Origin of the sequence: Streptomyces sp. NPDC050287, from assembly GCF_044459385.1 — a bacterium.
Classification (GTDB): domain Bacteria; phylum Actinomycetota; class Actinomycetes; order Streptomycetales; family Streptomycetaceae; genus Streptomyces.
In genome coordinates, this window is sequence record NZ_JBITIY010000009.1 from 123,973 (window position 1) to 137,606 (window position 13,634).

15 protein-coding genes and 1 riboswitch are annotated in these 13,634 nt (G+C 70.4%); of the genes, 1 reads left to right on the top strand and 14 read right to left on the bottom strand.

Translation table 11 applies throughout. From position 1 onward, the window contains the following. Nucleotides 1–25: 25 nt before the first annotated feature. A riboswitch (TPP riboswitch) is annotated at nt 26–133 on the bottom strand. 40 nt (nt 134–173) lie between these two features. The 8 genes from rlmN to rpsB all read right to left on the bottom strand — a co-directional run bounded on the left by rlmN (nt 174) and on the right by rpsB (nt 6,961). Further along, nucleotides 174–1,280, bottom strand: coding sequence for a 23S rRNA (adenine(2503)-C(2))-methyltransferase RlmN (gene rlmN, locus ACIBK3_RS30280; protein ID WP_399370602.1), 1,107 nt, complete (start codon nt 1,278–1,280; stop codon nt 174–176). Nucleotides 1,281–1,357: 77 nt separating this feature from the next. After that, entirely contained in the window at nt 1,358–1,534 is a 177-nt protein-coding gene (locus tag ACIBK3_RS30285; protein ID WP_399370603.1) for a hypothetical protein, read from the bottom strand. Between the two features lie 33 nt (nt 1,535–1,567). Next, on the bottom strand, nt 1,568–2,017 hold the full coding sequence (locus ACIBK3_RS30290) for an SRPBCC family protein (protein WP_399370604.1): 450 nt from the start codon (nt 2,015–2,017) through the stop codon (nt 1,568–1,570). 174 nt (nt 2,018–2,191) lie between these two features. Beyond that, nucleotides 2,192–3,409, bottom strand: coding sequence for a phosphatidate cytidylyltransferase (locus ACIBK3_RS30295; protein ID WP_399370605.1), 1,218 nt, complete (start codon nt 3,407–3,409; stop codon nt 2,192–2,194). Next, on the bottom strand, nt 3,409–3,966 hold the full coding sequence (gene frr / locus ACIBK3_RS30300) for a ribosome recycling factor (protein WP_398655537.1): 558 nt from the start codon (nt 3,964–3,966) through the stop codon (nt 3,409–3,411). The genes ACIBK3_RS30295 and frr overlap by 1 nt, the downstream gene beginning before the upstream one ends. Nucleotides 3,967–4,135: 169 nt before the next feature. Next, nucleotides 4,136–4,894: a UMP kinase gene (gene pyrH / locus ACIBK3_RS30305; protein WP_399370606.1), complete on the bottom strand. Its 759-nt coding sequence runs from the start codon at nt 4,892–4,894 to the stop codon at nt 4,136–4,138. A gap of 190 nt (nt 4,895–5,084) precedes the next feature. Continuing rightward, complete coding sequence (gene tsf, locus ACIBK3_RS30310) at nt 5,085–5,921, bottom strand: translation elongation factor Ts (RefSeq protein WP_398655538.1); 837 nt, start codon at nt 5,919–5,921, stop codon at nt 5,085–5,087. Nucleotides 5,922–6,016: 95 nt separating this feature from the next. After that, nucleotides 6,017–6,961, bottom strand: a complete 945-nt coding sequence (gene rpsB / locus ACIBK3_RS30315) for a 30S ribosomal protein S2 (protein ID WP_399370607.1) — start codon at nt 6,959–6,961, stop codon at nt 6,017–6,019. A 273-nt stretch (nt 6,962–7,234) separates the two neighbouring features. On the opposite strand from rpsB, the gene ACIBK3_RS30320 reads away from it, so the two are divergent. Beyond that, entirely contained in the window at nt 7,235–7,834 is a 600-nt protein-coding gene (locus ACIBK3_RS30320; RefSeq protein WP_399370608.1) for a murein hydrolase activator EnvC family protein, read from the top strand. Nucleotides 7,835–8,255: 421 nt separating this feature from the next. Here ACIBK3_RS30320 and ACIBK3_RS30325 read toward each other — a convergent pair whose 3' ends face one another. From ACIBK3_RS30325 to ACIBK3_RS30350, 6 genes are all read right to left on the bottom strand, one after another. After that, nucleotides 8,256–8,813 carry a TetR/AcrR family transcriptional regulator gene (locus ACIBK3_RS30325; protein WP_399370771.1) on the bottom strand — a complete coding sequence of 186 codons (558 nt, stop codon included), beginning with the start codon at nt 8,811–8,813 and terminating at the stop codon, nt 8,256–8,258. Nucleotides 8,814–8,905: 92 nt separating this feature from the next. Further along, the gene (whiG, locus tag ACIBK3_RS30330; protein WP_030667239.1) at nt 8,906–9,748 is read right to left on the bottom strand and encodes an RNA polymerase sigma factor WhiG; all 843 of its coding nucleotides are present in this window, start codon (nt 9,746–9,748) and stop codon (nt 8,906–8,908) included. 271 nt (nt 9,749–10,019) lie between these two features. Next, a complete protein-coding gene (gene dprA / locus ACIBK3_RS30335) occupies nt 10,020–11,177 on the bottom strand; it encodes a DNA-processing protein DprA (RefSeq protein ID WP_399370609.1) in 1,158 nt (385 codons plus the stop codon). Next, nucleotides 11,174–12,799, bottom strand: a complete 1,626-nt coding sequence (locus tag ACIBK3_RS30340; RefSeq protein ID WP_399370610.1) for a YifB family Mg chelatase-like AAA ATPase — start codon at nt 12,797–12,799, stop codon at nt 11,174–11,176. Before ACIBK3_RS30340 ends, dprA begins: the two co-directional genes overlap by 4 nt. Nucleotide 12,800: 1 nt before the next feature. Next, complete coding sequence (locus ACIBK3_RS30345; protein WP_399370611.1) at nt 12,801–13,163, bottom strand: YraN family protein; 363 nt, start codon at nt 13,161–13,163, stop codon at nt 12,801–12,803. Nucleotides 13,164–13,284: 121 nt separating this feature from the next. After that, nucleotides 13,285–13,593: a DUF2469 domain-containing protein gene (locus ACIBK3_RS30350; protein ID WP_030667243.1), complete on the bottom strand. Its 309-nt coding sequence runs from the start codon at nt 13,591–13,593 to the stop codon at nt 13,285–13,287. Nucleotides 13,594–13,634: the final 41 nt, after the last annotated feature.

The window sequence follows — 13,634 nt, forward strand, 5'->3', positions numbered from 1 at the left end:
CCGGCTCCCGGGCAGGGCGCAACAGCTTGAGTGATGACCGAACTTCCTACCCAGAATGACCTGGGCAAGGTTCAGAGGGTCTGCGGCCTGGTTGCCGCACTCTCAGCGCTGTGGCGCTCCCCTGTCGGAATATGAAGACGTCGGGATATGAAGATGTACGGACGGACGTCACACTACCGCTCGGTCGCGGCGAGCTGACCACACGCCCCGTCGATCTCCTGTCCACGGGTGTCCCGGACAGTCACCGGCACACCATGAGCGGCGATGGCGTCGACGAACGCCTTCTCGTCCTCGGGTCGGGAGGCGGTCCATTTCGACCCGGGCGTCGGATTGAGCGGGATCAGGTTGACGTGCACGGGCTTGCCCCTGAGCAGCCGTCCGAGCCGGTCACCGCGCCAGGCCTGGTCGTTGATGTCCCGGATCAGCGCGTACTCGATGGACAGCCGCCGGCCGGACTTCTCGACGTACTCGAAGCCGGCGTCGAGGACCTCGCGCACCTTCCACCGGGTGTTCACGGGGACGAGGGTGTCGCGCAGTTCGTCGTCGGGGGCGTGCAGCGAGATGGCGAGGCGGCACTTGAAGCCCTCGTCGGCGAAGCGGTTGATCGCCGGGACGAGTCCGACGGTCGAGACGGTGATCCCGCGCTGCGAGAGCCCGAGCCCGTCCGGCTCGGGGTCGGTGAGCCGACGGATGGCACCGACGACCCGGTTGTAGTTGGCGAGGGGCTCGCCCATGCCCATGAAGACGATGTTGCTGAGCCGCGCCGGGCCACCGGGGATCTCCCCGTCCCTCAGCGCGCGCATCCCGTCCACGATCTGGTGCACGATCTCGGCGGTGGACAGGTTCCGGTCCAGTCCCGCCTGCCCGGTCGCACAGAACGGGCAGTTCATCCCGCACCCCGCCTGCGAGCTGATGCACATGGTCACCCGGTCCGGGTAGCGCATCAGCACCGACTCGACGAGCGTCCCGTCGAACAGCCGCCACAGCGTCTTGCGGGTGGTGTCCTGGTCGGTCGACAGATGCCGGACGACCGTCATCAGCTCGGGAAGCAGCGCCTCCTGAAGCCGGCCGCGGGAGCCGGCCGGGATGTCGGTCCACTCCCCCGGGTCGTGCGCGTACCGCGCGAAGTAGTGCTGCGAGAGCTGCTTGGCACGAAACGGCTTCTCCCCGACCGCGGCCACCGCTTCCTTACGCTCGGCAGGCGTGAGATCGGCAAGGTGCCGCGGCGGCTTCTTGGCTCCGCGCGGGGCGACGAAAGTGAGTTCTCCGGGCTTAGGCATGGCTGTACCAGTGTCGCAGATCGAATCATGTGACCCTGGCCGCAGGGATCGGAGCCCGGCCCTGCCCCGTCGGCGCCTCAGAAGAGCCCGGCCACCAGCCCGACGACCCACGTGCCGTAGGTCTTCCAGCGGTGGGACTTACGGCAGTACAGGCGCGGCCTGCGGCGACCGCCCTGGTCGATGAGTGTCTCGCACCAACGGCAGGGCAGGTCACCGTGATACCTGCCGTCCTCCCCCAGACGTGCTCTCCCCATGGCCGGACTGTAAGGGACCGCCGTCCGAGTGGTCTACGCCACGTCACGCTCCAGCCGCTCCTTCAGGAGCTGTTCGTCACGCGGCAGCTCCTTGCGGAGCTGGCGGCGGACGAAGAGAGGGACCAGGACCTTGCCGAGGCCGTGGCCCTCGAAGTCGGCCTCCATCGTCACGCGCGAACGCCGCCCCTGGTCGAGGGGTTCGACCTCGCCGTGGACGTGTGGCCTGACAGGGCCGTCGACACCGTGCAGACCCCAGCTGTACGGCGGGACGACCTCGGTGAACTCCAGGGTCATCGGCATCTCACGGGTGCCGACGCGCCGGGTGACCCGGACCAGGGAGCCCTCATGGGGCGGGCCTTCGTCGAGCCGCTCCGCAGCGACGGCACTCAACTGCCATTCCGCCAGGTGGGAGGAGTCTGTGACATACGCGAAGACGTCGTCGGGGCTGCAGTCGATGTCGATCACTTCTCGGATGGCGGACATCGCGCCCTCCTTCCAGCGTGCACCCGTTTGAGGTACTTACAACTAAATCGTCCCATTCGACGGACGGGGATGCCATCGCCCGTCCCCGGGAACGCGAGAAGCCCCCGCCGAAGCGAGGGCCCCACGAAAGCGGCGTACGAAGGATGGGCGCGCGATGACGAACGGTACGAACGGTCAGCCCGACCCTACGAAGATCACCAGCAGCAGCCAGACCACAGGAGCCGTGGGCAGCAGCGAGTCCAGCCGGTCCATGATGCCGCCATGGCCCGGCAGCAGCGTGCCCATGTCCTTGATGCCCAGGTCCCGCTTGATCATCGACTCGCCGAGATCGCCGAGCGTGGCGCTTGCCGCGACCGCGAGCCCCAGCAGCAGGCCCTGCCACCACGTGCCGTCGTCGATGAGGAACTGCGTGCACAGCGCGCCCGCCACCATCGCGAACGACACCGCGCCCAGCAGGCCTTCGCGGGTCTTTCCGGGACTGATCCGCGGGGCGAGCTTGTGTTTGCCGAAGCGCCAGCCGACGGCGTACGCGCCGGTGTCGCTCACGACGGTCAGGAGCAGGAACGTCAGCACACGCCACGGTCCGTCGTCGGCGGTGAGCATCATGGCGACGAAGGTGGCCAGGAACGGGACGTAGAAGGCCGCGAAGACGCCCGCCGTGACGTCCCTGAGGTAGCCCTCCGGCGGTTCCGTCATCCGCCAGACCAGAACGGCCAGCGCGGTGAGCGCCATCGCGACCCAGGCGCCCTCGGCGCCCCGGACGTACCCGGAGACGACCATGGCCGCACCCCCGAGCGCGAGCGGGACGAGGGGCGCCTTGATGCCCTTGCGCTCCTCCAGCCGCTTGGTCAGCTCCCACAGGCCGACGACCACGGCGACGGTTATCACGCCGACGAAGACGGCCTTGACGACGAACAGGGAGGCGACGATCACCACACCCAGTCCGACCCCGACCCCTATGGCCGAACCCAGGTCACGGCCCGCGCTCTTCTTCTGCGGCGCGGACGCCGGCTGCGAGGCGTCGGGCATGGGCTCCGGATTCTGCGGCGCCGTCCCGTAGGGCCGCGCCTGCGGCGTGTCGTAAGGCCCGCGGGAGCGGACCTGCGGAGTGTCGTCGCGGAACAAGGGGCCGCTCACCCGAGCGGCCCCCCGGTCGTCATCCTGGTCTCCGCCGTACGCGGGTTCGTCGGGCACGATGGGCAGGGGGCGAGTGTGCTGCGCGTCATGCGCATCGTACGCGGGACCCGTCGGGGCAGCCCCCTGGACAGGTCCCTGGTCGGACGGTCCCCAGTACCCGGCGTGTGAACCGGCCTGCGAGCCGGCGTGGGAACCGGCCTGCGGCCCGGCCTGTGACCCGGCTTGTGGCGGAGCGCCCCAGGAAGAGTCGTTCATCAGACCTCGAGCAGCTCGGCTTCCTTGTGCTTGAGGAGCTCGTCCACCTGGGCGACGTACTTGTGGGTGGTGTCGTCGAGCTCCTTCTCCGCACGGCGGCCCTCGTCCTCACCGACGTCGCCGTCCTTGACGAGCTTGTCGATGGCGTCCTTGGCCTTGCGGCGCACCGAGCGGATGGAGACCTTGCTGTCCTCGGCCTTGCCCCGGGCGACCTTGATGTAGTCGCGACGGCGCTCCTCGGTGAGCTCGGGGAACACCACCCGGATGATGTTTCCGTCGTTGCTCGGGTTGACGCCCAGGTCGGAGTCGCGGATCGCCTGCTCGATGTTGCGCAGCGCGCTCTTGTCGAACGGGGTCACGACCGCCATGCGCGGCTCCGGCACGGAGAACGAAGCCAGCTGGTTGATCGGCGTCGGCGCACCGTAGTAGTCGGCCACGATCTTGTTGAACATCGCCGGGTGCGCACGGCCGGTGCGGATCGCGGCGAAGTCCTCCTTGGCGACCACGACGGCCTTCTCCATCTTCTCCTCGGCCTCGAGGAGGGTCTCTTCGATCACCACTTGCTCCTGCGTGTCTTGAGTAGGCCCGGCTGCGGTTCCTTGGTGAGGGCGGCGGCCGGCTGCGTCGCGTCTTCTTCCTGCACGGTTCCCGACCGGCAGGACATTGTCCATCCCCCGGCCAGGGTCCGTCCCGTCCGTCCCCCGGACGGGGTGGTTCGTCGATTCGTCAGTCCCGGCTGCCCTGGTCACCCACCAGCGTGCCGATCTTCTCACCCTTGACGGCGCGGGCGATATTGCCCTCCACCAGGAGCTCGAACACCAGGATCGGGAGCTTGTTGTCGCGGCACAGCGTGATCGCGGTCATGTCGGCGACCTTGAGGTCGCGGGTGATGACCTCGCCGTAGCTGAGCGAGTCGAACTTGACGGCCTCGGGGTGGGTCTTCGGATCGGAGTCGTAGACCCCGTCCACGCCGTTCTTGCCCATCAGCAGCGCCTCGGCGTCGATCTCCAGGGCGCGCTGGGCGGCAGTGGTGTCGGTGGAGAAGTACGGCATGCCCATACCGGCGCCGAAGATGACCACACGGCCCTTCTCGAGGTGGCGCACCGCACGCAGTGGAATGTACGGCTCGGCCACCTGCCCCATGGTGATGGCCGTCTGCACGCGGCTGTCGATACCCTCCTTCTCCAGGAAGTCCTGGAGGGCGAGGCAGTTCATGACCGTGCCGAGCATGCCCATGTAGTCGGAGCGGGCCCGGTCCATGCCACGCTGCTGGAGCTCGGCCCCGCGGAAGAAGTTGCCGCCGCCGATGACGACGGCGATCTCCGCGCCGTCCCGCACGACCGCCGCGATCTCACGGGCGATCTTGTGCACCACGTCGGGGTCGACCCCCAGGCCGCCGCCGCCGGCGAAGGCCTCTCCGGACAGCTTCAGCAGAAACCGGCCGCTCACTTTGCCGTCGTCGCTCTTCTGTGCCTTGGTGGTCATGGAGATCCCGCCTCTTTCACGTGGTGCACATGCGAAGAAGGCCATTGCCGGTGGGGTGTCGTTCGCATCCCATGCGCGGCAATGGCCTCCTCGTCAGATCTGCTGTCGTCCCTCACGCACGCGTGCGTGAGGGCGTACGCGGACGACACTTACGACCCTATCGGGGTCGAGCGCCGAGCGCCGTACGGACTCAGATGCCGACCTTGATGCGCGTGAAGCGCTTCAGGGTGACACCGGCCTCGTCCAGGACCTTCTGGACCGACTTCTTGTTGTCGAGCGCGTACGGCTGGCCGAGCAGCGTGGCGTCCTTGAAGAAGCCGTTGAGGCGACCCTCGACGATCTTCGGCAGGGCGGCCTCGGGCTTGCCCTCGGCGCGGGTGGTCTCCTCGGCGACGCGGCGCTCGGACTCGACGACCTCGGCCGGCACGTCCTCCTTGGAGAGGTACTTCGGCGCGAAGGCGGCGATGTGCTGGGCGACACCCTTGGCGATCTCGGCGTTGGGCTTGTCGAGCTCGACCAGGACACCGATCTGCGGCGGCAGGTCGGGCATCGTACGGTGCATGTACGCCGTCACGAAGCCGTCCGCGAACACCGCGAAGCGGTCCAGGACGATCTTCTCGCCCAGGTTGGCGTTGGCCTCGTCGACGTACGCCTGAACGGTCTTGCCGGACTCGATCTCGGAGGCGAGCAGGGCCTCCAGGTCGGCCGGGGCGGTCTTGGCGACGTGCTCGGCGATCGCGGTGGCGACAGCCTGGAACTTGTCACCCTTGGCGACGAAGTCCGTCTCGCACTTCAGCTCGACCAGAACACCGGAGGAGTTGTCGTCGGCGATGACCGAGACCACGGCGCCGTTCTCGGCGGAGCGGCCCTCGCGCTTGGCGACGCCCTTCTGGCCCTTGATACGGAGCGCCTCGACGGCCTTCTCGACGTTGCCCTCGGCCTCGTCCAGCGCCTTCTTGCAGTCCATCATGCCGGCGCCGGTGAGCTCGCGGAGCTTCTTGACGTCGGCGGCGGTGTAGTTCGCCATGATTTCTGGAATCTCTCTCGAAGTCCGAAGATCTACGGGCGGACGGCGGGGGCTTCGTGGGCCCCCGCCGTCCGGAACCCGTAGGTGGTGAGGGGTCAGGCCTGCTCGGCGTCCGCGGCAGGGGCCTCGGCGGCGGGGGCCTCAGCGGCGGCCTCGGCCGGAGCCTCAGCGGCGGGGGCCTCAGCCTCGGCGGCCGGAGCCTCGGCCGCGGGGGCGGCTTCAGCGGCGGGCGCCTCGGCGGCAGGGGCCTCGGCCTCGTCCGCCTTCTTCTCGCCCTCGAGCAGGTCGCGCTCCCACTCGGCCAGCGGCTCGCCCGCGGCCTTCTCGCCCTTGCCCTCGGTGGCGACACCGGAGCGGGAGATGAGGCCCTCGGCGACCGCGTCCGCGATCACACGGGTGAGCAGCGTGACGGAGCGGATCGCGTCGTCGTTGCCGGGGATCTTGTAGTCGACCTCGTCGGGGTCGCAGTTGGTGTCGAGGATGGCGACGACCGGGATGTTGAGCTTCCGGGCCTCGCCGACCGCGATGTGCTCCTTCTTGGTGTCCACGATCCAGACGGCGCTGGGCACCTTGGACATCTCGCGGATACCACCGAGGGTCTTCTCCAGCTTGGCCTTCTCGCGCGAGAGCACGAGAAGCTCCTTCTTGGTCAGACCGGACGCGGCGACGTCCTCGAAGTCGATCTGCTCGAGCTCCTTGAGGCGCTGCAGACGCTTGTAGACGGTCGAGAAGTTGGTGAGCATGCCGCCCAGCCAGCGCTGGTTGACGTAGGGCATGCCGACGCGGGTGGCCTGCTCGGCGATGGCCTCCTGCGCCTGCTTCTTCGTGCCGACGAACATGACCGTGCCGCCGTGGGCAACGGTCTCCTTGACGAACTCGTAGGCGCGGTCGATGTACGACAGCGACTGGAGCAGGTCGATGATGTAGATGCCGTTGCGCTCCGTGAAGATGAACCGCTTCATCTTCGGGTTCCAACGACGGGTCTGGTGACCGAAGTGGACGCCGCTTTCCAGCAGCTCCCGCATCGTGACGACGGCCATGGCCGTTCTCCTTGGTGTTCTCGGTTGTGCCGCGCGCGCCGGGATGGCACTCGCGCCTGACGCCCGCGATGCGCCGTGCCGCTAGGGACCGAGTGGCGCTGACACCGACCGTGTGACGGCCTGGTGTCGGGGCGTGCGAAGTCGACCCGGTGACCCGGATCGCCAGAAGAAGTGTACGGGACCGGCGAGGGACCGGGTGACGCCGTTGTCCACAACCGGGGAGTAGTCCACAGGTCCCGGCCGTGGTCGCCACGGGTGCGGGACGGTTCTCGCATGCGAGCGATGCGATATGCGGATGTGTATGGGCGTACGTGGGCGGTGGTGCTGTCATTGCTGACGGCGGCGCTGCTGACCTGCACGGTCCGGCCGGGAGAACCCGTCACCCTGGGCCCGGCGGCCACGGACACGACGGTGCCGGCCATCGGCCGTACCTGGCCGGTGGGCCTGCGCCCACCCGTCCTCCGCGGCTGGGAGCCCCCGGCGACGGCGTACGGCCGCGGTCACCGGGGCGTGGACCTGTCAGCGCCTCCCGGCACCCCGGTACGAGCGGTGGCGGCGGGCCGGATCTCCTTCGCGGGCAAGGTCGCGGGCAGGGGGGTCGTCTCGGTGGAGCTGACGGGGACGGGCGACCCACCTCTGCGCACGACGTACGAGCCGGTCCGGACCTCGGTGGAGAAGGGCGAGGAGGTGGCGGCGGGCGAGGTGATCGGCACGGTGGAACCGACGGGTTCGCATTGCACGGCTACGTGCGTGCACTGGGGCCTGCGGCGAGGCGAGAGCTATCTGGACCCGCTGTCGCTGATGCCGGGGTGGCTGTTGCACCGGGGCCCCTCGAGACTGCTGCCGGTGATCGGCGTACCGCTTCCGGGGTAGCCGGCAACCGTCGGCCCCCCAGCCGGGGCAGTCCGCGGCAGCCGCACCCGTCAGCCACGCCAGCCGGGCCACCCCACGGCAGCCGCACCCGTCAGCCACCCCAACCGGGCCACCCCACGGCAGCCGACAGCCGTCGGCCGCCCCGCCCCAGCCGGGGCATACGCTTCCTCCCAGCCAGGACACCGCTTGCGCCGGTCGTGGGCACCAGCTTGTTCCACCCAGTCGTGGACACCCGCTTCCACCCAGTCGTGGGCACCAGTTTCCGCCCGGCCACGACACCGCTTCCGCCCGGCCAGGGCCGGCTTCCGCCCAGCTGCGGGCCGTCGTGCCGCCTGGAACGGGCTCCGGCCCCAAGAAGGGCGGCATCGAAAGCGTCGGGATGCGTGACCCGCCTTCCAGCCCGGTCCAGCCCCACCCGGCGTCAGCCCTGGACACCCCGCAGTGCCATGGAAACCGCCGCCTCAGTGATCACGGCCGGCTCCTCCGCCGCCCCCAGCTCGATCCGCCGCACCGCCGCGTCCACGACCCCCTGGAGCAACATCGCCGCCAGCCGGGGCTGCGCGTGCCCCATCTCCCCCAGGGCCTCCACGATCATCGCGACCAGCCCTCCGTGCGCGGCCCGGATCTTCTCCCGGGCTCCCGCGTCCAGCTCACTCGCGGAGATGGCGACCACGGCTCGATGCCGCCGGTCCCCGACCAGTGCCAGCTGCTGCCGCACATACGCCTCGACCTTGGCGTGAGGCCCGTCCGCCGCGGCCATCGCCGTCGCCACCTCCGCCGCCCAGACGGGAAAGTCGACCTCGCACAGCTCCTCGACCACGGCGGCCCGCGACCGGAAGTACTCGTACACGGACGACCGGGCAAGCCCCGTCCGCTCGGCGAGGGCGGGGAAGGTCAGCGCCTCCGTCCCGCCTTCGGACAGCAGGGAACGAGCCGCGTCCAGCAGGGCGGCTCGCTGCATCGACCGGTGCTCGGCCACGGAGGCCGCTCGAATCCTTGGCACGTCAACCACTTTACGGACGAACCACCCCCGAGGGGAGTCACCGCCCTGGCGGACCGCACCGTCCCAGGTCAGCGCCCGAAGCTCGCCAGCTTCGCCCGCAGTTGCAGCACGGACTTGGTGTGGATCTGGCTCACCCGGCTCTCGGTGACCCCCAGCACGTTCCCGATCTCCGCGAGCGTGAGCCCCTCGTAGTAGTAGAGGGTCACCACGGTCTTCTCCCGTTCGGGCAGCGTGTTGATCGCCCGGGCCAGGAACCGCCGGAGCTCCCGGTCCTCGGCCACCTCCACGGGGTTGTCGGCGGCGGTGTCCTCCAGCGTGTCCATGAGGCTCAGCCGGTCGCCGCCCTCGCCGCCGACGTGCAGCAGTTCCTCCAGAGCCACCACGTTGGCCAGCGACAACTGGCTGAAGACGGCGTGGAGATCGTCCACCGCGATCCCCATCTCGGCGGCCACCTCGGCCTCGCTCGGCGTCCGTCTGAGCCGCGCCTCCAGCGTCGCGTACGCCCGCTCCACGTTGCGTGCCTTCTGCCGCACCGACCGCGGGATCCAGTCCAGCGCCCGCAACTCGTCGATCATCGCGCCCCGGATCCGGGTGATCGCGTATGTCTCGAACTTGATCTCCCGGTCGATGTCGAACTTCTCGATCGCGTCGATCAGCCCGAAGACGCCGGAGGACACGAAGTCCGCCTGTTCCACGTTGGGCGGCAGGCCCACGCTCACCCGCCCCGCCACGTATTTCACGAGGGGCGAGTAGTGCAGGATCAGCTGCTCGCGCAGCCGCTCGTCCCCCGTCGCCTTGTACGACCGCCACAGTTCCTCGAGCGTCGAGGGAGCGGGCGGCCGCACGCTGCCACCCTCGCGGGCGGCTGGGGGGATCGCCGCCCGGTCGGACCCGGAGGTGTGCTGGGGCATTCGTCGCCTTGTGCCGTTCTGCTGTGAAGTGGTGCTGCCTGGGGGAGCTGCCGGTCTGATGTCGAGTTGCCTGACTGCGCGGCAATCCTCGTGAGCGTAGCGTGACTGAAGTGTCGCGGTGCGCGAAGGGCGGAGCTCGCGCTGTGCGCGGACGCGTTCCGCCGGGCACTCCAGGCAGCCGCCGTCCTCGCTCTGCGTGAGGGTGCCGGCACGCCAACTGCGGGGATCCGCAAGGGCGTCAGGGTTCCCCCGGACGGCCGAACACGCTCGGTCAACACCCATGTCGACCACCCCGTACGGAGATCATCGACTGGCGTGTCAACTTCCAGCCGTCGCCATGTCGTTCGACGTAACCAAGTGCTCGCAGTTCGTACAGTCTCGCGACGGCGTCGTCCTGGGTGGTCTGCGCACCGCGGGCGATCTCGTCCGCGGTCGCCGTGTCACGCCCCGGCAGGGCGGCCAGGACCCGTCGGGCGGCGGCGTCGAGAAGGTCCCGCGGCAGTACGGGCCCGCGCCGGTCCGGGGCCAGTTCCCCCATGTCGCCGACCAGTTCGACGACTTCCGCGGCGTCGGTGACCAGCACCGCCTCCTGCCGCAGCAGCTCGTGCACACCGGCGGAGAGAGAGCTGGTGGCGGGCCCCGGAACACCCATGGTGTGCCGGCCCAGCCGCTGTGCCGCCCGGGCGGTGACCAGGGAACCGCTGCGATGGGCGGCCTCGACCACCACGGTGCCCCGTGTCAGCGCGGCGATCACCCGGTTCCGCAGCACGAACCTGCTCGGCGTCGGATGGTCCCCGGGCGGCAACTCCCCGATCACCAGCCCCTGTTCCGCGATCCTGGTGATCAACTGGGTGTGCCCGCGCGGGTAGGGCCGGTCGACCCCGCAGGCCAGGACGGCGACGGTGGCGCCGCCCGCGGCGAGGGCACCGCGGTGGGCGGCCCCGTCGACGCCGTACGCACCGCCGGACACCACCACCCAGCCGCGCTCGGCGAGGCCGACGGCGAGGGTGGCCGCCATGTGGGCGCCGTACTCGGTGCAGGCCCGGGCGCCGACGACGGCCACCGACCTCAGCGCCCACATCCGCAGACTGGGCCGGCCCCGCACCCACAGCCCCAGGGGCCGCGCGTCCCCGAGATCGTCGAGCTGGCCCGGCCACTCGGCGTCACCGGGGACGAGGAACCGCACCCCGGCGCCCCGCGCGACGGCGAGGTCCTCCCGTGGCTCGGCCCGCCCGGCCCGAGCCACCAGCCCGGCCCACCGTTTGTCACTCACGCCGGCAAGCGCCGCCCCGCCCTCCCGCAACCTCCTCGCCACCACGCCCACCCCGAGCTCCCGCACCCACCGCCCGGCGACCTCGTCGCCGGGCTCGACGACGCGGGTGAGGAACACCCGGTCGAGCAGCTCACCGCGCGGGTCGTCGCCGCTCACGCCAGGGCCCCGATGGCCATGGGCACGCCGCGCGGCACTCCGGTGCGCAGTTGCAGGGCCAGCGCGACGTCGGTCGCGTCGGGGCGGTCGTGGCCGACGAGGTCGGCGACGGTCCAGGCCACCCGTAGGACCCGGTCGAGCCCGCGAGCGGTCAGCACGCCCCGCTCCAGGTTTCGCTCCGCCTCGTCCATGGCACCGGGTGCGGCATGCCAGCGGCTGCGCAGCTCCCGTCCGGGCACCTCGCTGTTGGTGCGCCACGGAGTACCGGCCAGTCGCGCGAGCGCGCGGTCCCTGGCCTCCCGGACCCGGTCGGCCACGGTCGCCGTCGAGTCGCCCGGGGCACCTCGGCCGCTCAGCTCGGAGCGGGTGACGCGGTCCACCTCGACGCGCAGGTCGACCCGGTCGAGCAGCGGGCCGGACAGCCTGGCCTGGTAGCGCCGGATCGCCGAGGGCGGGCACTCGCACAGGCTGTCCGTCAGGGAGAAGCGGCCGCAGGGGCAGGGGTTGGCCGCCAGCACCATCAGGAACTTCGCCGGGAAGCGCACGACCCCCGCACTGCGCGCGATCACCACGTGCCCCGCCTCCAGGGGCTGCCGGAGGGCATCCAGGGCATGGCTGCTGAACTCCGGGGTCTCGTCCAGGAACAGCACCCCACGGTGAGACAGCGAGACCGCCCCGGGCCGGGCGACACCGCCGCCCCCGCCGACCAGCGCCTGCATGGTCGCCGAGTGGTGCGGGGCGCAGTAGGGGGCGACGTCGACCAGGGGCTTGCCCGGGGGCAGCAGTCCGGCCACCGAGTGGACCGCGGTGACCTCCAGCGACTCCTGGCGGCTGAGCCGGGGCAGGATGGCGGGCAGCCGCTCCGCGAGCATCGTCTTGCCGGCCCCGGGCGGTCCCTCCAGGAAGAGGTGATGCCCGCCCGCCGCGGCGACCTCCACTGCCGTACGCGCCGACCTCTGGCCCACGACGTCGGCGAGGTCGTGACCCTGGTCGAGCTGCGCGGCACCCATGCTGTGGACGCCCGTGGCCGCGCCCGTGCCCGGCACGCGCAGGCCGGCGAGCAGCGGGTCGGGGCGGCCCGCCTCGTCGGGTTCCTCCTCGGGTACGGGTTCGTCCGCGAGGACCGCGATCAGCTGCCGCAGGCTGCGCACCCCCAGGACGGACACGTCGGGCACCAGGGAGGCCTCGGCGGCGGCGCATTCGGGCACCACCACCTGCTCGTAGCCGGCGTCCGCCGCGGCCAGCACCGCCGGGAGGATGCCCCGGACCGGCCGTACACGCCCGTCGAGGCCCAGCTCGCCGATCATCACGATGTCGGCGAGCACCCGCGGGTCGATCCGCTCGGCGGCGCCGAGGACGGCGCAGGCGACGGCGAGGTCGAACCCGGAGCCGGCCTTCGGCACCGAGGCGGGGCTGAGCCCTACCGTCAGTTTCTTCTGCGGCCACTCGGCCCCCGAGTTCACCACCGCGGCCCGGACCCGGTCCCGGCTCTCGGTCAGGCTCTTGTCCGGGAGTCCCACCAGCGTGAACGCCGCGACCCCGGGTTCCAGGTCGGCCTGGACCTCGACCACCACCCCCTCGACGCCCACCAGCGCCACCGAGCACGTCCGTGCGAACCCCATGTCAGGCCACCCCCCGCACGTGCTCGACGACGGGTGCTCCGCGGCTGGGCAGGACGACGCCGACCAGGTCGATGCGGACGCCTCCCGGCGGTGCTCCCCCGTGGGCGTGGATCCAGTGTTCGGCGAGGCCCCGCAGCCGCTCCGCCTTGTCGGGGGTCACCGCGGACATCGGATGCTCGAAGAGCCCCGCCCGCCGGGTCTTGACCTCGCAGACGACCAGCACGTCGCCGTCCCGTGCCACGATGTCGATCTCACCGGTCCTGCCGCAGCGCCAGTTGCGCTCCAGGACCGTCATCCCGGCCTCCACCAGCCGCCGGGCGGCGAGCGTCTCGCCGTACTTGCCGAGTGCACTGCGTGCGTTCATGTCGGCACCACCTCCGGCACCAACGGTCACGCAGCCGAGCCGACCGAGTTGATCTTGGTGGACTACTCACCGGTTGTGGAAAACTCCGTCACTCCGGCGAGGGACCACCGCGCCGAAGGCTTCAGCCGCCGGGCATCTCCAGGTCGTTCTTGTTCAGCTCCTCGATGTTCACGTCCTTGAACGTGAGCACCCGGACCTGCTTCACGAAGCGAGCCGGCCGGTACATGTCCCACACCCAGGCGTCCGCCATGGACACCTCGAAGAACACCTCGCCCTGGACCGAGTGCACCTGCATCTCGTAGTCGTTGGTGAGGTAGAAGCGGCGCTCGGTCTCGATCACGTATTTGAACAGACCGACGACATCGCGGTACTCCCGGTAGAGCTTGAGCTCCATCTCGGTCTCGTACTTCTCGAGGTCCTCGGCGCTCATGGCATGTTCCCCTTCAGCCGTGCGATCCCCCCATTGTGCGC